11 protein-coding genes are annotated in these 17,488 nt (G+C 73.1%); 6 read left to right on the top strand and 5 right to left on the bottom strand.

Annotated features, from left to right (window positions below; all coding sequences use genetic code 11):
* The first annotated feature begins 18 nt into the window (after window positions 1–18).
* Window positions 19–5,079 (top strand): NAD-glutamate dehydrogenase, encoded by a 5,061-nt coding sequence (locus tag ACIB24_RS06365; protein WP_398276912.1) that lies wholly within the window; start codon window positions 19–21, stop codon window positions 5,077–5,079.
* A gap of 102 nt (window positions 5,080–5,181) precedes the next feature.
* Window positions 5,182–6,804 (top strand): sensor histidine kinase, encoded by a 1,623-nt coding sequence (locus tag ACIB24_RS06370; protein ID WP_398276915.1) that lies wholly within the window; start codon window positions 5,182–5,184, stop codon window positions 6,802–6,804.
* Between the two features lie 75 nt (window positions 6,805–6,879).
* Here ACIB24_RS06370 and ACIB24_RS06375 read toward each other — a convergent pair whose 3' ends face one another.
* On the bottom strand, window positions 6,880–7,128 hold the full coding sequence (locus ACIB24_RS06375; protein ID WP_398276918.1) for a WhiB family transcriptional regulator: 249 nt from the start codon (window positions 7,126–7,128) through the stop codon (window positions 6,880–6,882).
* 608 nt (window positions 7,129–7,736) lie between these two features.
* Between ACIB24_RS06375 and ACIB24_RS06380 the strand changes: the two genes are divergently transcribed.
* Window positions 7,737–8,132, top strand: a complete 396-nt coding sequence (locus ACIB24_RS06380) for a hypothetical protein (RefSeq protein ID WP_398276921.1) — start codon at window positions 7,737–7,739, stop codon at window positions 8,130–8,132.
* Window positions 8,133–8,169: 37 nt separating this feature from the next.
* Here ACIB24_RS06380 and ACIB24_RS06385 read toward each other — a convergent pair whose 3' ends face one another.
* The 4 genes from ACIB24_RS06385 to ACIB24_RS06400 form a co-directional block, all read right to left on the bottom strand.
* On the bottom strand, window positions 8,170–8,994 hold the full coding sequence (locus ACIB24_RS06385; protein WP_398276923.1) for a SigB/SigF/SigG family RNA polymerase sigma factor: 825 nt from the start codon (window positions 8,992–8,994) through the stop codon (window positions 8,170–8,172).
* Window positions 8,991–9,461, bottom strand: a complete 471-nt coding sequence (locus tag ACIB24_RS06390) for an ATP-binding protein (RefSeq protein ID WP_398276926.1) — start codon at window positions 9,459–9,461, stop codon at window positions 8,991–8,993. Before ACIB24_RS06390 ends, ACIB24_RS06385 begins: the two co-directional genes overlap by 4 nt.
* Window positions 9,462–9,705: 244 nt before the next feature.
* On the bottom strand, window positions 9,706–10,206 hold the full coding sequence (locus tag ACIB24_RS06395; RefSeq protein ID WP_398276929.1) for a GNAT family N-acetyltransferase: 501 nt from the start codon (window positions 10,204–10,206) through the stop codon (window positions 9,706–9,708).
* Between the two features lie 48 nt (window positions 10,207–10,254).
* On the bottom strand, window positions 10,255–14,265 hold the full coding sequence (locus tag ACIB24_RS06400; protein WP_398276932.1) for an FtsK/SpoIIIE domain-containing protein: 4,011 nt from the start codon (window positions 14,263–14,265) through the stop codon (window positions 10,255–10,257).
* Between the two features lie 158 nt (window positions 14,266–14,423).
* Between ACIB24_RS06400 and ACIB24_RS06405 the strand changes: the two genes are divergently transcribed.
* Genes ACIB24_RS06405 through ACIB24_RS06415 form a run of 3 tightly spaced genes read left to right on the top strand, consistent with a single transcriptional unit; the run spans window position 14,424 to window position 17,466 of the window.
* Window positions 14,424–15,650 (top strand): CpaF family protein, encoded by a 1,227-nt coding sequence (locus tag ACIB24_RS06405; RefSeq protein WP_398276935.1) that lies wholly within the window; start codon window positions 14,424–14,426, stop codon window positions 15,648–15,650.
* The gene (locus ACIB24_RS06410; protein WP_398276938.1) at window positions 15,650–16,519 is read left to right on the top strand and encodes a type II secretion system F family protein; all 870 of its coding nucleotides are present in this window, start codon (window positions 15,650–15,652) and stop codon (window positions 16,517–16,519) included. Before ACIB24_RS06405 ends, ACIB24_RS06410 begins: the two co-directional genes overlap by 1 nt.
* The gene (locus tag ACIB24_RS06415; protein WP_398276941.1) at window positions 16,516–17,466 is read left to right on the top strand and encodes a type II secretion system F family protein; all 951 of its coding nucleotides are present in this window, start codon (window positions 16,516–16,518) and stop codon (window positions 17,464–17,466) included. Before ACIB24_RS06410 ends, ACIB24_RS06415 begins: the two co-directional genes overlap by 4 nt.
* Window positions 17,467–17,488: the final 22 nt, after the last annotated feature.

A 17,488-nucleotide genomic window follows, 5' to 3' on the forward strand; every position in this document is an offset into this window, starting at 1 on the left:
AGCGCCCGGTCGAACGCGATGCGTGACGGTAGGTGGAACGCGGTGGTCTCGGGTGGAGCCCTGATCGTGCCGACGGCCGAGGGGCAGCGAGAGGCCGTGCTGCGTCAGGCGGCACAGGCCGTCGAGGCCCGGGCCGGCGAGGTCGCCGAGGCCGGGCGCCCTCCCGGCCTGCTCAAGGCCCTCACCGAGCGCTACTTCCGGTTCGTCGCGGCCGACGACCTGATCGAGCACCACGTCGACGACCTGGCCGGCCTCCTGCTCAGCCACTACCGGACGGCGAAGCTGCGGGAGCAGGGCACGACCGTCGTCCGGGTGTTCACGCCCTCGCGCGACGAGGACGGCTGGTCGACCGGGCACACCGTGGTCGAGATCGTCGCCGAGGACATGCCGTTCCTGGTCGACTCGGTGCTCGGCGAGCTGAACCGGCTGGACGTCGGCATCCACCTGCTCGTGCACCCGCAGATCGGCGTGCGGCGCAGCGTCGACGGCCGGCTCACGGAGGTGCTCGACACCCCCGAGCACGTCCTGGTGCGCGACGCGGTACCCCGCGACGGGGTCGTCGAGTCGTGGATCCATCTGGAGATCGACCGGCAGGGCGGGCCCGAGCGGCTGCGCGAGATCCGGGGCCGGCTGCAGGGCGTGCTGGACGACGTCGCCGGGGCCGTGCAGGACTGGCCCCGCATGGTGCGGGTCGGGGAGGAACTGGTCGAGGAGCTCACCGAGATCGCGCACGGCGAGGTCGTCGTCCCGGGGCTCGACCTGAGCGAGGTGCGCGAGGCGATCGAGCTGCTCACCTGGCTGGCCGACGGTCACTTCACCTTCCTCGGCTACCGCGAGTACCGGTTGCAGGGCGAGCCGGGCGAGGAGGAACTCATCGGGGTGACCGGGACGGGCCTGGGCATCCTGCGCTACGACCAGCCGCGGCGCTCCGCGTCGTTCGGCCGGCTCACCCCCGAGGCCCGGGCCGCCGCGCGCGACCCGCACGTGCTGGTGCTGACCAAGGCCAACTCGCGGGCCACCGTGCACCGCACCGCCTACCTCGACTACATCGGGGTCAAACAGTTCGACCCGGCCGGGAACGTCGTGGGGGAGAGGCGTTTCCTCGGCCTGTTCTCGTCGTCGGCGTACTCGGAGAGCGTGCTGCGGGTCCCGGTGGTGCGGCAGAAGGCCGAGGCGGTGCTGTCCTGGGCGGCGTTCCCGAGCGACAGCTACTCGGGCAAGGAGCTGCTGTCGGTTCTCGAGACCTACCCGCGGGACGAGCTTTTCGAGATCGACTCCGACGACCTGTACCAGATCGCCGTGGCGGTCATGCAGCTGCAGGAACGCCGCCGCACGCGGCTCTTCCTGCGCACCGACGTGTACGGCCGCTACGTCTCATGCCTGGTCTACCTGGCCCGCGAGGTGTTCACCACGCGGGTCCTCGAGACCGTGAAAAGGATTCTGACGGAGGCGATCGGCGGCACCAGCGACGACGTCACGGTGCTGGTCTCCGACTCGGTACTGGCCCGCCTGCACCTCGTGGTCCGGATGCCCGTCGGGCAACCGTTGCCCGAGCTCGACCCGACGGTGATCGAGGCCCAGGTCGCGCAGGTCACGCGCTCGTGGGAGGAGGACTTCGGCGAGGCCGCGCTCGACACCCTCGGCGAGGAGCAGGCCGCCCACCTGGTGCGGGAGTGGGCGGGGGCGTTCGGCGAGAGCTACCGGGAGGACTTCTCGGGCTGGACCGGCGTCGGCGACATCTGCCGACTGCAGGAGCTGGAATCGTCGGGGGAACCGGACCGTGCGCGCGCGGTCGGGGTGAAGCTCTACGAGCCGGAGCCGAAGGCCGGGGTGGACGACGACAGCCCGGCCGCCGTCCGGCAGCGGCTCACGCTGTACCGCCTCGAGCCGCTGTCGCTGTCGTCGGTGCTGCCGTTCCTGGCCAACCTCGGCGTCGAGGTGGTGGACGAGCGCCCGTACCGGTTGGAGTCGGCGTCGGGTCGGGTGGCCTACCTGTACGACTTCGGGCTCCGTCCCGAATCGGGCCGCCGGCCGAGGGATTACGGCGAACAGACCCGGGTCCGGTTCGTGCGTGCGTTCGAGGCGGCCTGGCACGGTGAGGCGGAGAGCGACGGGTTCGACCGCCTGGTGCTGGCCGCCGGCCTGGGCTGGCAGCAGATCGCCGTGCTGCGCGCCTACGGCCGGTACCTGCGCCAGGCGGGCACCGCCTTCGGGCAGGACTACATCGCCGAGTGCCTGGTGGCCAACTCGGCCGTCGCGTCCTTGCTGGTGCGCCTGTTCGAGGCCCGGTTCCACCCGAAGTCCTACGGTGACAACCCGATGGGCATGGACGCGCGGCTGGCGGCATGCGGAGCGCTGCTGAGCAAGATCGAGGCCGAGCTGGACGGCGTCGCGAGCCTCGACCACGACCGGATCCTGCGCGCCTTCATGAGCCTCGTGCAGGCGACGCAGCGGACCAACTACTTCGTGAACGCCGGTCGCATTCCTGACGCCGCCCGGCCGTGCCTGGCCTTCAAGCTCGACCCGGCGCTGGTGCCCGACCTGCCGGCGCCCCGGCCGGCGCACGAGATCTTCGTGTACTCGCCGGCCGTCGAGGGCGTGCACCTGCGGTTCGGGCCGGTGGCCCGCGGTGGGCTGCGCTGGAGCGACCGGCGCGAGGACTTCCGCACCGAGGTGCTGGGCCTGGTCAAGGCGCAGATGGTGAAGAACGCGGTGATCGTGCCGACCGGGGCGAAGGGCGGGTTCTTCGCCAAGCGGCTGCCCGACCCGTCCGTCGATCGGGAGGCGTGGCTGGCCGAGGGGGTGGCCTGCTACCGCACGTTCATCAGCGGGCTGCTCGACCTGACCGACAACCTCGACCTCACCGCCCAGCCCGACGGCGAACAGGTCGACGGGCCCGATTCGGGGGTGGTCGTCCCCCCGGAGGACGTCGTGCGTTACGACGCCGACGACACGTACCTGGTGGTGGCGGCCGACAAGGGCACGGCCGCGTTCTCGGACATCGCCAACGAGGTGGCGAACTCGTACGGGTTCTGGCTGGGGGACGCGTTCGCCTCGGGCGGATCCGTCGGCTACGACCACAAGGCGATGGGCATCACCGCGCGCGGCGCGTGGGAGAGTGTGAAGCGGCACTTCCGCGAACTCGGGCACGACGTACAGGCGCAGCCGACCACCGTCGTCGGGATCGGCGACATGAGTGGCGACGTGTTCGGCAACGGCATGCTGCTGTCCGAAAGCCTGCAGCTGGTCGCCGCTTTCGATCACCGGCACATCTTCCTGGACCCGGACCCGGACCCGGCGACCTCGCACGCCGAACGGCGCCGGCTGTTCGAGTTGCCCCGCTCCAGCTGGGCCGACTACGACACCGCGCTGATCAGCGCGGGCGGCGGCGTGCACCCGCGCACGGCCAAGGCCGTCGAGATCACGCCGCAGGTGGCCGCCCGCCTCGGGCTCCCGTCGTCCAGCACCCGGCTCACCCCGGCCGAGCTGATCCGGGCCGTCCTGCAGGCGCCCGTCGACCTGCTCTGGAACGGCGGCATCGGCACCTACGTCAAGGCCGGCACGGAAACCCATGCGCAGGTGGGCGACCGGGCCAACGACGCGATCCGGGTCGACGGCGCCCAGCTGAAGGCGCGCGTCGTCGGCGAGGGCGGCAACCTCGGCCTGACCCAGCTGGGTCGGGTCGAGGCGGCGCTGGCCGGCGTGCGGGTGAACACCGACGCGATCGACAACTCGGCGGGGGTCGACTGCTCCGACCACGAGGTCAACATCAAGATCCTGCTCGACCGCGCGGTCTCGTCGGGGGCGCTGGCCCGGGCCGCCCGCGACGAACTGCTGCACGAGATGACCGACGAGGTCGGCGATCTCGTGCTGCGCGACAACTACGAGCAGAACGTCCTGCTCGGCAACGCGCGCCGCCAGGCGGTGAACATGCTGGGCGTGCACCGGCGGTTCATGGCCTGGTTGGAGGAGCACGGCAAACTCGACCGGGCCCTGGAGTTCCTGCCCGACGACGAGACCCTGGACGCCCGGGCCGCTACGGGCGAGGGCCTCACCTCCCCCGAGTTCTCCGTGCTGGTGGCCTATTCCAAACTCACGCTGACCGCCCAGTTGGAGGTCACGTCGCTGCCGGACGACCCGTGGGTGAGCCGGTTGATGCGTCAGTACTTCCCGGTGCCGTTGGTCGAGCGGTTCGGTGACCGGTTGCCCGAGCACCCGCTGCGCCGCCAGATCGTCACCACCGTGCTCGTCAACGAGATGGTGAACCGGGGTGGCATCACGTTCGCGTTCCGGGCCCAGGAGGAGACGTCCGCGTCGGCGGAGCAGATCGCCCGGGCCTACGTGGTGGCCCGGGAGATCTTCGACCTGCGCGGGTTCATCGCCGCGGTCGAGCAGCTCGACGGGCTGCTCACGACCGACTACCAGGCCCGGCTGTACCTCGGTTTCCGGCGGCTCCTCGACCGGGCCGTGCGGTGGTTGCTGCAGACCCGGACCGAGCAGATCGACGTGGCCGCCGAGATCACCCGGTTCGCACCGGTGGTCGCCGAACTCGCGCCGCGGTTGCCGGACCTGGTGGTCGGCGAGCAGCGCGACACGATGACGCAGGAGATCGAACGGCTGGTCTCGCACGGCGTTCCGGAGGCGTTGGCCCGCCAGGCGTCGGGGCTGCTGACCCGGTTCATGCTGCTCGACATCGCGACCATCGCCCGGGCCACCGGTGAGGAGCCCGCCGAGGTGGCGGCCGTCTACCTGGCCCTGACGGAACGGCTGCAGGCGGTGCCGCTGCTGCGCCGGATCACCACGCTGCCGCGTCGGGACCGCTGGCAGATGCAGGCCCGGGCCAGCCTCCGCTACGACGTGTACGCGGCGATGGAGTCGATCACCACGGGCGTGCTGCGGGCCACCGCCGGGGTGACCGGGGCGGGCGCCCGTATCCAGGACTACGAGAACCGCAACCCCACCGCGTTCACCCGCGCCGGCGAGATGATCGAGGAGGTGCTGCGGATGCCGTCGGCCGACATCGCGGCCCTCTCGGTGGTCCTGCGGACGCTGCGGGCCATCGCCCGTCCGGTTCTCTAGGCGGTGATCATGCAGAAACGTCACGCGATGGGGCCGAGAGTAGGGTCGGTCGCCCGGGCGTGACGTTTCTGCATGATCACCGCGGGAACGTAGGCTGACCTCATGCCGTCGATGCGTGACCTGGTCGCCCGCCACTGCGACCTCGGGTCGACGGACCTCGAATGGCTGCGGCTGCTGGTCGGGGACTGGCAGATGATCTCCGACCTGTCGTTCGCCGACCTGGTGCTGTGGGTGCCGCGACTGGACGGCGGGTGGGTGGCCGTCGCGCACTGCCGGCCCAGCACCGGCGCCACCGTCTACTACGACGACCTGGTCGGCACGTTGGTCGACGCCGGGCGCCGCCCGCAGATCGACCGGGCGTTCGCCGAGGTGCGCATCTGCCGGGCCCGCGACCCCGAATGGCTCGACGAGGTCCCCGTGCGCGAGGAGACGGTGCCCGTGCTGCGCGCGGGCCGGCCGATCGCCGTCCTGTCCCGGCACACCAACCTGTCCGCCGCGCGCACGCCGTCCCGGCTCGAACTGACCTACATGCAGTGCGCCGACGACCTGGCCCGGATGATCAGCACGGGCGGCTTCCCGATGCCGGACGCCCCCACCGGGATGCGCCGCGGCGCCCCGCGGGTCGGCGACGGGCTGGTCCGGCTCGACCGGGACGGCGTCGTCACCTACGCCAGCCCGAACGCGGTGTCGGCGCTGCACCGGCTCGGGTACGTCGAGGACGTGCTCGACCACAACCTGTCCGAGATCGTGACCCCGCTGCTCGACCGCTCCGGCCAGGTCGACGAGACCCTGCCGTTGGTCCTGCTCGGGCGGGCACCGTGGTTCAGCTACATCGACAGCCGCGGGGCCTCGTTGTCGTTGCGGGCCATCCCGCTGACCATCGAGGGGGAGCGGATCGGGGCCCTGCTGCTGCTGCGCGAGGTCTCGGAGCTGCGCCGTCGCGAGCGCGAGCTGATGACCAAGGACGCGACGATCCGCGAGGTCCACCACCGGGTGAAGAACAACCTCCAGACCGTGGCCGCGCTGCTGCGGTTGCAGGCCCGGCGGATCACCTCGGAGGAGGGGCGGCTGGCGCTGGTCGAGGCCATGCGCCGCGTCGCGACGATCGCCCTCGTGCACGAGACCCTGTCCGAGGGGCTGGGGGAGAGCGTCGACTTCGACGACGTGGTCGGGCGGACGCTGTCGATGGCCGTCGAGCTGGCCGCGCCGCAGATCTCATCGCAGGGCGCGGGCGAGGTGGCCGAGGTCCTGGACACCGGGTCGGTGCCCCGGCGCCCGGTGCGGATCGTGCGCGAGGGTCGGTTCGGTGAGCTGCGCGCGGAGAACGCGACGCCGCTCGTGCTGGTGATCACCGAGCTGGTCACCAACGCCGTCGAGCACGGCCTGGCGGAGACGGGCGGCACCATCACGGTGTTGGCGCGGCGGGAGGGCAACGCGCTGCACGTCGAGGTGCGGGATGACGGGGTGGGGGTTCCCGAGGGTTTCGAACCGGGCTCCTCGGGCCTAGGTACGCAGATCGTGCGCGCCCTGATCAGCGGCGAGATGCAGGGGGCGATCAGCTGGTCGCGCCGCCCCGAGGGCGGGACGGTCGTCGCGGTCGACGTGACGGTGCAGCCGCCGGGCTCCCGGGACACCGGGTACGACGGCGACCTGGGCGACGGCGACCTGGGCGACGGCGACGAGGAGTTCCAGCAGAACCTGCAGGACGCCGCGGCCCGGGACTAGCGCGCCGAGACTACAGGCGCGCCCGTACCCGGGCCGTGTCGTGCTGGTGGTGCTGAGGTGTGCGGAGGCTCGAAATCAGCCGGCGCGACGTGCCCGGGCGTTCCGGCGCTTGAGCGCGCGGCGCTCGTCCTCCGAGAGGCCGCCCCACACGCCCGCGTCCTGACCGCTGTCGAGGGCCCACCGCAGGCAGGTCTCGACGACGTCGCAGCGACGGCAGACGGCCTTGGCGTCCTCGATCTGCAGGATCGCCGGGCCGGTGTTCCCGATGGGGAAGAACAGCTCGGGGTCCTCCTCGAGGCAGGCTGCCTTGTGGCGCCAGTCCATGATCGGCTTACTCCTCACGCCCGAAGGCGATCGTCGTTGGGGGCCCGCCGGGACGGTCCGGTGAGGGCCATGGCTTCCGCAGCGGCGGCTTCTGGAGAAGCTCCGCTACGAAACGTGTTCGGGGATGGTGCGGTGTTACCAGGGTCTCCGGAAGTCGCGATGCCGCAACCCGAAGGATTCAACGACTACCCTCACACTCTTGTGCCTGCTTTCACAAGGGTTTTTCGGGTCCGAGTTTGCGTGATCCCGAATCGAGACCTTGCCTGTGGAGAACAGTAATCGGTCGAGCACGTTGCGTATATACGTTCCTGGTCATCCCGGGGTCGACCGTTCGGTGGTTGCGCCTTCGTCATCCACATGCTGATCATCCCGTTAACACGGATGTGACGAGAACGACTCCCGGCTCGCGGTGTGTGAACGCACTCGCCCAACACGTATCCAGTCGTTTCCGCCCCGTTCATCAACCTCCTCTCGGCACCATTCATTCCGCCCACATTCGGTCACGCTGCGTAGAAGTGGATGATCGGACGACCCGATCCCGGGGTTCCGGATAACGGTCAAGGCAGGTCCTGAGGTTCCCCTGGGAACCTGCTGCCAGAATCCGAGGTATGCCCGAACCGGAAGCCGGTGTCCCGGCCGGTGACGCCGCCGTCAGCGTCGCCCTGCGCCGCGTGGTCGCCGCCCTCGTCGTCCTGGAGGCCCTGCTCCTGCTGGCGGGGGTCGTCGCCCTGGCCTTGAGCGCGGACAGCGCCAACGTGGTGGTGATGATCGTCGTGGGGTTGGCGCTGGCCGGCGGGCTCGCCGCGGCGGCGGTGGGCGCGCTGCAGGGGCGGCGCTGGGCGCGCGGGCCGATCCTCACCTGGCAGCTGGTCCAGGGTGGCATCGCCCTGTCCGTGGTGTTCAGCCCGACCTGGTGGGTGGGCGTGCCACTGCTCGCGATCTCCGTGGTGACGGCGGTGCTGGTCGCCGGCGGCCGGGTGATCGCCCGCGAGCCGGGCCTCTAGGGCGCCCGGACGTCGCTCGGCGCGGGACGTCGGGAGCTCAGTCCTCCCGCGACAGCTCCTCGCGCAGCGTCCGCAGGCTCTTGGCCAGCAGCCGCGACACGTGCATCTGGGAGAGCCCGACCTCGGCGGCGATCTTCGACTGCGTCATGCCCCGCCCGAACCGCAGGTCGAGGATGCGCTGCTCACGGGCCGGCAGCTGGGCGAGCAGGGGGCGCAGCGTCTCGCGGTTCTCGACGAGTTCGATCCCGGAGTCGATGTCTCCCTCGAGCCCGCCCGAGCGGGCGCCGATCGCGGACTCGTCCGCGGCAGCCGGCAGCGGCACCGTGACGTAGGCGCCCGCGGTGTCGAGGGCCTCCAGCACCAGATCGGCGTCGACGTCGAGGTGGTGCGCGATCTCGTCGATCGTCGGCGAGCGACCCAGCTGGTGGGTGAGGGCCTCGCGGCTCTGGCTCACCCGGCGTCCGAGTTCCTGGATCCGGCGGGGGATACGCACGGCCCAGCCGCGGTCGCGGAAGTGGCGGCGGATCTCGCCCAGCACGGTCGGCACCGCGAACGTCGTGAACGAGCCGCGGGTCGGGTCGTACCGGTCGATCGCGTTCATCAGGCCGATGGTGCCGACCTGGACCAGGTCGTCGTAGGGCTCGCCGCGACCCTTGAACCGCTGCGCGAGGTGGTGCACGAGCGGCAGGTGCTCCTCGACCAGTTCCTGACGTAGGGCCGGGCGCCGCGGATCCGTCAGCGGCATGGCGGCCAGGCGTTCCAGCCCGCGCACGCGCTCGTCGCGGACCTGCTCGGTGCGCGTCTGCTCGGTGTGCACCGTCGGCTCGGTGCGGTGGTCCGTCCGGGAATGCAGGGCCGTCATGCCCGGGCCGCCTCTCCCGCGCCCGAACCGGTCGGGCCGGTCGAGTCGCTGCGGTGGGTCAGGGCGATCCAGCGGCCGGTGGCGTCCATCCCGCTGCTGACCTCGTCGACCAGCGCGCGCAGCAGCATCCAGGGATGTCCCTCCTGGAGGGGCCGGTCGCTGCGGGGGCCGGTGATCCGGACGTCCAGCCGCCCCTCGCGCCCTCGTTGGTCGGTGTCGACGTCCACCCGGAACAGGGCGTGCAGCCAGGAGTCGGGCTGGTGGTGCTGATCGATCAGCAGGGCGCAGGCCTCGTCGACGGCGATCCGCAGGTCCTCGATCTCGTCGAGGGTCAGGTCCAACCGGGTCGCGACGCCCACCATCGCGGTGCGGATGACGGCCAGGTAGGCCGGGTCGGCGGGGACGCGCAGGTCGATGACGTCCTCACCGCGGTCGACGTGCCGGTCGATGCCGAGCGAAAGCGCCACACCTGTCTCCCTGGTCTGCCGACTCGTGGAGCCGCCGCGCCGGAACAGGCGCAGCAGGCCTCGCGGAGGAGCGTCCTTTTGGTTGCGGTGTGCATTCCCTTCGCTACGGAACGGAAGCATTGTCACCATCGGAACAGGATAGAACACGTTGAGTGGTGGATGTCGAGCCTCAGAACGACATCGATGCCCCTGAAGCGGTACTGAAACGATGAGGTTGGAACGTCGGCCCAAGGGGTATGCGTCGTCAGCTCGACGAGCCGGCCAGCTGCCGGATCGCGTCGTCCCCGAGCCGCCAGGTACTCCACCCCTCGTGCGGTGCCGCGCCGATGCGGCGGTAGAACGCATGGGCGGGTTCGTTCCAGTCCAGCACCGTCCACTCGAGGCGAGCGTAGCCCCGTTCGGTGCAGACCCGGGCGAGCGTCGACAGCAGGGCGCGGCCCAGCCCCAGGGCGCGGTACGTGGGGGAGACGAACAGGTCCTCCAGCCAGATGCCGTGCCGCCCGCGCCAGGTCGAGTAGGTGACGAACCACAACGCCATCCCCACCACCGCCGGCCCGTCCCGCCCGTCGACCTCGGCGACGTGGCAGTGCAGTCGCGGCGACGGGCTGAACAGGGCGGCGTGCAGGTCGGCCGGCGTCGCCTCCACCGCATCGGGTTCGCGCTCGTACTCGGCCAGCTCGCGGATCAAACCGTCGATGGCCGTCACGTCGTCAGGGGTCGCGGGCCGCACCCGCCAGACGGTCATGCGGCTCATCCTCCCGGTACCCACCGACAGGACCGGAGCAGGGCCCCCTCAGCGGTGGTCACCGGGAGGATGCGCGAGCTGGACGGTGACGACCTCGCCCGGGTGCACGACGACACCCCGGCCGGGGCGCCCGTCACCGGCGCGCGGGGCCAGGCCGAGCAGGCCGGCGTCCGCGGGGGGCAGGTTTCCGAGCGCGACGCCGCGCCGGGCGGCCCGGCCCTCGGCGAGCGGGCCGCGGAAGGCGGTGACCAGGTCACCCGTGGCGGTAACCAGGACGACCCGGGGCTCCGGCTTCGCCAGCCGGGCGGTGACGATCTCCTCGGCAGGCGTGCCGCCGAGTTTGGCGGCGTCGTCGACCAGGAGTACTGCGTCGAACGGGACGGTCGTGGTGCGCGGGTCGACCCGGACGACGGGCACGCCCTGCTGCCGCAGCCCGGCCTCGATCACGGCCAGGACGTTCGTACGCCCGCTGCCGGGCGGGCCGTGCACGAGCGTCACGCCCGGTCCGTCGAGGCGGAGGAACAGCGTGGTCGCCTCGTCGCCGCCGACCCCCACCGGCACGGCGAGCCCTGCGCCCACCCCCTGATCCGGCTCGTGGTCCACCTCGTCGTAGGCGACGGACGCCGGCAGCGGGCGCAGGCGGAACGGGCCCCCGTCAACCGGTGGGCCGGGTTCGACGACCGGCGGGAGCGCCACCTGAACCTCGACCGGTTGCGCACTGCCCGGCCCGACGTGGAACCCACGCCCCGTCGGCTGCGCCCCGCGGACCACCGGAACGCCGGCCAGCGCGGCGTCCATCGGGTCGGCGAACCGGAGCACGACGCGATCGGTCACGGTCGTCGACAACTGCCCGGTCAGCACCGACCGGCCCCCGGCCACCAGCACGTGCACGCCGTGCGCCGACCCTTCGCGCATCAGCGCCACCAGCTCGTCGGTCAGCCGCCCGTGTTCGACGCCCGCCCAGACCGAGGACACCGACTCCCAGCCGTCGACCAGCAGGACGACGGTCGCCCGGGTCGGGTCGATCGGGCCCACCCGGCGCCGGGCGACGGTCTCCCGCAGCCGGGCCAGCAGCCGCGTCGCGCGCGGGCCGTCGTCGGCCGGGACCACGGCCCCGCAGTGCGGCAGGGCCTCGAGCTCGGCCAGCCCGGTCGCACCCGCGCCGCCGTCGACCCCGTAGAGATGGACGGCGCTCGCCACGTGCTCGTGGGCCAGGGCGCGCGCGACGGTGAGCAACGCCGTCGTCCGCCCCGATCCGGGACCGCCCACCACGGCCAGGTTCCCCCGGGTGGGGTGCCAGCAGGCCACCCGCTGCGCCTGTTCCTCGGGCTGGTCGGCCAGTCCGAACGCCACCCCGTCCGGGCCGGGCCGCCACGACAGCCGGTCGGGCAGCGGCGGCTGCCAGGGCGGCGCCGCCGGGGTCAGCCCGAGCCGTGCGGCCGCGCCCTGCATCGCGTCGACCACCGGGTTCCCGCCGTCCACCGGCTCATCCGGTTCCTCCCGGCCCAGCCGGGCGATCACCTGGAGCCGGTCGTCGAGCCGCTCGAGCGTCACCCCGGTCGCTGCGGAGGTCCCGCCGAGCGCGGCCACCTGCAGCGCGACAAGTTCCCCCTCGCCGGTGCGGGCCAGCGCCCGGCCCGGGGCGGACGCGGGGATGGACGCCGCGTCGGCCACGCCGAGGATGTCGTGGCTGTCGCCGGCCTCCTGCACCCGCAACGCGATACGCAGCGACGTGTTGGCCCGGATCTCCGGTGACACCGCCCCCGCCGGCCGTTGCGTGGCCAGCGCCAGGTGCACCCCCAGGGAACGGCCCAGCCCGGCCACCCGCACCAGGCCGCCGACGAAGTCGGGCAGCTCCTCGGCCAGCACCCGGAACTCGTCGACCACCACGACCAGCCGGGGCAGGGCCGGAAGGCGACCGTCGGACAGGCGGAGCCGCTGGTAGGCGGTGACGTCCGGGCAGCCGGTCGCGGCGAGCAGTCGTTCCCGGCGGCGCAGCTCCGCGCCCAGCGACGTGATGGCCCGTTCGGCCAGGTGGTGGTCGAGGTCCGTCACGACACCCGTCACGTGCGGCAGACCCGCACACGCACGAAACGCCGCCCCGCCCTTGTAGTCGACCAGCAGGAACGACACCTCGTCCGGACCGCGGTCGGCCGCCCAGCCGATCACCAGCGACGCCAGCAGGTGCGACTTCCCGGAGCCCGTCGTCCCGCCGACCAGCAGGTGCGGCCCGTCGCGGACGAGGTCGACGCGGAACGGCTCCCTCAGCGCGCCCGGCCGCACACCGAGGGTCGCTGTCGGGCCGCGGCCCGGCCCGACCGGCCGGCGCCAGTGCCGGGCCAGGTCGACCGCATCGCCGATGTCCACGCCGTCCGCCCCGCGCAGCAGGGTCGGCAGCGGTGGGCAGTGCAGGGCCGACGCGCGAGGTGATGCGTCCCGCACGGGAGCCAGCGCCCGGCTGATCCGTTCCGTCCACGCCGGCTCGGGCAGGTCGAGCGTGACGTCCACCGGCTCCCGGCCCGCCCGGTGCAACCGGGCCGTGACCCCGGCGCCCGGGAGCGCCGTCGTCCCGACCACCACGGTCGCCGCGCACTCCAACGGCAGCCGGCTCACGTCGTCCGCCAGGCAGATCAGCACCGGGCCGGTCTCACCCGCGGCCAACCAGCCGGCGACCTGTGGCTCGCGCCGCAGCACCTCCGCACCGTCGAGCAGGACCACCTGTCGCGCAGGCGTTTCCGCGCCTGCGTGCGGCAGCCAGCGCAGCCAGGCCCAGTCCTGCCCCGCGTGCGCCTGGCGGGCGGTCAACCCGACGTCCAACGGCGAGTGCAGCACCGCCAGCTGACCGAGCAGCGACCGGGCGAGCGCCGCGGCCGTGGCCCGCGACCCGGCCACGCCCAGCACGCGCACCTCCGACAGGGCCAGGCCGATCGGCACGTCCTCGTGCTGGCGCGCCCGCCCGCCCCGCCGTTCCCGGACGACGGACTCCGCGCGCCCGCGCCCGAGCCGCACCCGCAGGGCCGCCGCGTCGGCGCCCGAACGGTGCCAGAGGTCCGTCGTCCGGCTCGTGGCGGTCTCGAGAAGCGCTGCCAGGTCGGGCAGTTCGCGCTCCAGGTGGGCGGCGTCCGCGCGCAGGGCCTCGGCGATGGCGGCCCGGGCCGTCGCGAGCTCCGCCGCGTAGGCGGCGGCCCGCTCCCGCCGTTCCCGCCCGCCTGCGCGGCGGTCGGCCAGGTACTGCCCGGCCATCAGCGCCGGCGTCGTCAACGCGAAGAGCAGGAACAACGGCTGCCGGGCGATCAGGGCCACGGCCACCGAAACCGCCAGGGGCAGAAGCATGGTCAACACCGGCAACCGGGCCCGGGGTCGGGACGGAGGTTCCTCGGGAACCGGCACCACCATCTCCGGGCGGGGGGTCGCGAGGTGCGGTCGCCGGTTCAGCAGCAGGTGCCCGGCCCGGTCGGGGACCAGGGCGGCCGGACGCGACGCCGGCGGGCGCAGGACGACGGTGCTCGCCCCGAACCGCAGGCTGGCTCCGACCTGCGCCGACACCGGCTCGCGCCCGGCCCGTTCCCCGTCGACCCACGTACCGTGCCGCGACCCGGCGTCGGCCACCGTCACCCCGGTCGGGGACACCGTCAATTGGGCGTGGGTGCGTGAGACGTCCGGGTCGGTCAACCGCAGCCCCGACCCGGCCCGGCCGACCTCGTGTTCGCCCGGCGGCAACGTCACCACCGCCCCGGCGCCCGGCCCGGCCACCACGTGCGCGGCGAGCAGCCCCGGGACGGCGGCCGGCCCGGTCGCGGCCCCGCCCGACACCAGCAGGGCGCCGTCCAGCAGGGGGGCCTCACCCAGCCGGGCCGACGCCGGCACGACGCGTCCTTCGCACCGGAAAGGGGCTGCTTCGAATGCACTTTCATCGAGACCCAGCGCGTCGGCCAGCAACCCCGAGACCGCGGCGAACGTCGTCCCGTGCGGCCCGCCGACGGCGACCTCCGCCCGCGCCCCGAGGCGCCCGGCGTCCACCACCGTGCACCGGATCTCCACCCGCTCCCCGTCGTCCATGAGCGCCAAGTCTGGACCGGACCACCGACCACCCCGCCGAACCCCTGTGGATAACCCGGCGAAGTGATCTCGCCCGTTACGTCTCTTCCGTATGCTTCCGTCCACGTCGCGGCGGGAGAGTCTCCTGAGGCGCGAGTGAGTCACGGGGAAGGGGTGCGGTGGACGCCGTCACGATCGTCAGCGACGAGGTGCGCGCGGTCATCCGGCAGCGCGGCATCGACCCCGTCCGCGACGAGGCGGAGGTCCGCCACCTGGTCGAGGCGTGCGTCGCCGACTACGACGAGCGGTCACTGGTCCGGGCCCTCCCGCCGCTGGCCGACGCCTCGGGGGCGGTCAAGGCCGTCCTCGCCCAGATCACCGGTTTCGGGCCCCTGCAGGCGTATTTCGACGACCCGGCCGTGGAGGAGATCTGGATCAACGAGCCGGGCAAGGTCTTCGTCGCGCGCCACGGTGTGAGCGAGCTGACCACGACGATCCTCTCGGCGAGCGAGGTGCACGACCTGGTCGAACGCATGCTGAAGAGCTCCGGGCGCCGGGTCGACCTGAGTTCACCGTTCGTCGACGCCAGCCTGCCCGACGGCTCGCGGCTGCACGTCGTGATCCCCGACATCACCCGGTCGTGGGCGGTGAACATCCGCAAGTTCGTCACGCGGGCAAGGTCTTTGGAGGATCTGGTCGCCCTCGGCACGCTCACCCCGCAGATGGCGCACTTCCTCGCCGCGTCCGTCGCCGCGGGGTTGAACATCCTGGTCAGCGGCGGCACCCAGGCCGGCAAGACCACTCTCCTGAACTGTCTGATCGGCGCCCTGCCCGCCCGCGAGCGGGTGGTCACGTGCGAGGAGGTCTTCGAGCTGCAGGTCGCCGCGCGGGACCACGTCGCGATGCAATGCCGGCAGCCGAGTCTCGAGGGGACGGGTGAGGTCCCGCTGCGGCGCCTGGTCAAGGAGGCGTTGCGGATGCGCCCCGACCGGTTGATCGTCGGCGAGGTGCGCCAGGCCGAGAGCCTCGACCTGCTGCTGGCCCTGAACAGCGGGCTGCCGGGAATGTGCACGGTGCACGCGAACTCGGCCCGCGAAGCCGTGATGAAGATGTGCACGCTGCCGCTGCTGGCGGGGGAGAACGTGGGGGCCCGGTTCGTCGTCCCGACGGTCGCGGCCTGCGTCGACCTGGTGGTCCACGTGAAGCTGGGGGCCGACGGCCGTCGCCGGGTCGACGAGATCGTCGCGGTCCCGGGCCGGGTCGAGGGCGACGTGATCGAGACGGGTGATGTGTTCGCCCGCCGCGGTGACCGGGTGGTGCGGGCCGAGGCGATGCCACCGCACCTCGACCGGTTCGAACGCGCGGGTCTCGACGTGCGCCCGTTGCTCGCGGGGGCGTGGTCCTGATGGGGCTGCTGCTCGGGATGACGCTGGGCGCCGGGCTGTTCTGCGTCTGGTGGTCCTGCTGGGTGCCGTCCGCCCGGGACCCGCGCGGCCCGTCACCGCTGCGGCGACGGGTGGAGGACACGCTGCGGACGGCGGGGGTCTCGTCGGCGTCGTCCTCCGGCCTGCCCCTGCTGGTCGTCGCCTGCGGGGTGGCCGCGCTGGTCGCGTTCGGTCTGGTCGTGTCGCTCAGCCGCTCGGTGCCGGTCGCCCTGTGCTTCGCGGTGATGGCGGCGTGGCTGCCGGTGGGGACGGTGCTCGGCCGGGCCCGCCGGCGCCGTGAGCAGTGGCGCCGGCTGTGGCCCGACGTGCTCGACAACCTGGCCTCCGCCGTCCGGGCGGGCCTGTCCCTGCCCGACGCGCTCGGGCGTCTCGCCGAGCGCGGGCCCGAACCGTTGCGGCCGGCCTTCGCGGCGTTCGCGCGCGACTACGGGGTCAGCGCCAACTTCGGGCAGTGCCTGGACCGGTTGAAGGACCGGCTGGCCGACCCGGTCGGTGACCGCATCTGCGAGGCGCTGCGCATCACCCGCGAGGTGGGCGGCTCCGACCTCGGCACGCTGTTGCGCAACCTCTCGGCCTTCCTGCGCGAGGACGCCCGGGCCCGTTCGGAGCTGGAGGCCCGGCAGAGCTGGACGGTCTACGCGGCCCGGCTCGCGGTCGCCGCCCCTTGGATCGTCCTGGTCCTGCTGGCCGGCCGGCCCGAGACGCTGCAGGCCTACGCGGAACCGGCGGGCGGCGTCGTGCTGCTGACCGGGGCGCTCAGCACGCTGGTCGCGTACTGGCTGATGCTGCGCGTCGCGCGGCTGCCGGCGGAGACGCGGGTGCTGCGGTGAACGCCTTCGCCGGCGGCGGGACGACGAGCGCCTGGCTGGGCGCGCTGCTCGGCCTCGGGTTCGGGGCGGGGGTCTGGTTGGTCGCGGTCGGCCTGCCCACCCGCCGGGCGCCGACCCTCGACCAACGGCTGGCGCCGTACGTGGGCTGGCGCCAGCCCATCGACGGGCGCGGGGTCGGGGCCCGCCTGCTGCGCGTCGTCCGCCCGGCCGCCCGCCGGGCCGAGGAGTGGTACGCGCGGCTGGGCAGCGATCCGGAGTCGGTCCGTCGCCGGCTGCGGCAGGCGGGGGACCCGACGACGCTGGAGCAGTTCCGGGCGCAGCAGACGTTGAGCGGGCTGGGCGCGGGCGCGGTCGGCGCCCTGCTGGTGGGCGTGCGTGCGTCGGGGTTCGGGTTCGGGCCGGACGTCGGTCCGCTGCGCGCGGTGCTGCTGGTGGCCGTGTGCGTCCTGGTCGGGGTGGTCGCCCGGGACCAGGTGCTGAGCTGGCGGGCCCGGGCCCGGGTGAACCGGATCCTCGGCGAGTTCCCGGCCGTGGCCGAACTTCTCGCGCTTTCGGTGGCCGCCGGGGAGGGGCTGGCGGGCGCCCTGGAACGGGTCGCCCGGACGTCGTCGGGCGAGTTGGCGGACGAGTTGCGGCAGGCCCTCGGCGACACCCGCACGGGCGCCCCGCTGCCCGACGCGCTGGAGGCGATGGCCGACCGGGTGCAGACCACCGGGCTCGGCACGTTCGTCGACGGGCTGGTGGTGGCCCTGGAGCGCGGCACCCCGCTGGCCGACGTCCTGCGGGCTCAGGCGCAGGATGCCCGAGTGCTCGCCCGGCGCCGGTTGATGGAGGCCGGGGGGCGCCGGGAGATCGTGATGATGGTCCCGGTGGTGTTCCTCATCCTGCCCGTGACCGTCCTCTTCGCCGTCTACCCGGGCCTGGCCGTGCTCGACCTGGGGACGTGACGTGTTGGTGCCGGCGACGATT

Origin of the sequence: Spongisporangium articulatum, assembly GCF_044465595.1 — a bacterium.
GTDB classification, from domain to species: Bacteria; Actinomycetota; Actinomycetes; order Actinomycetales; family Kineosporiaceae; genus Spongisporangium; species Spongisporangium articulatum.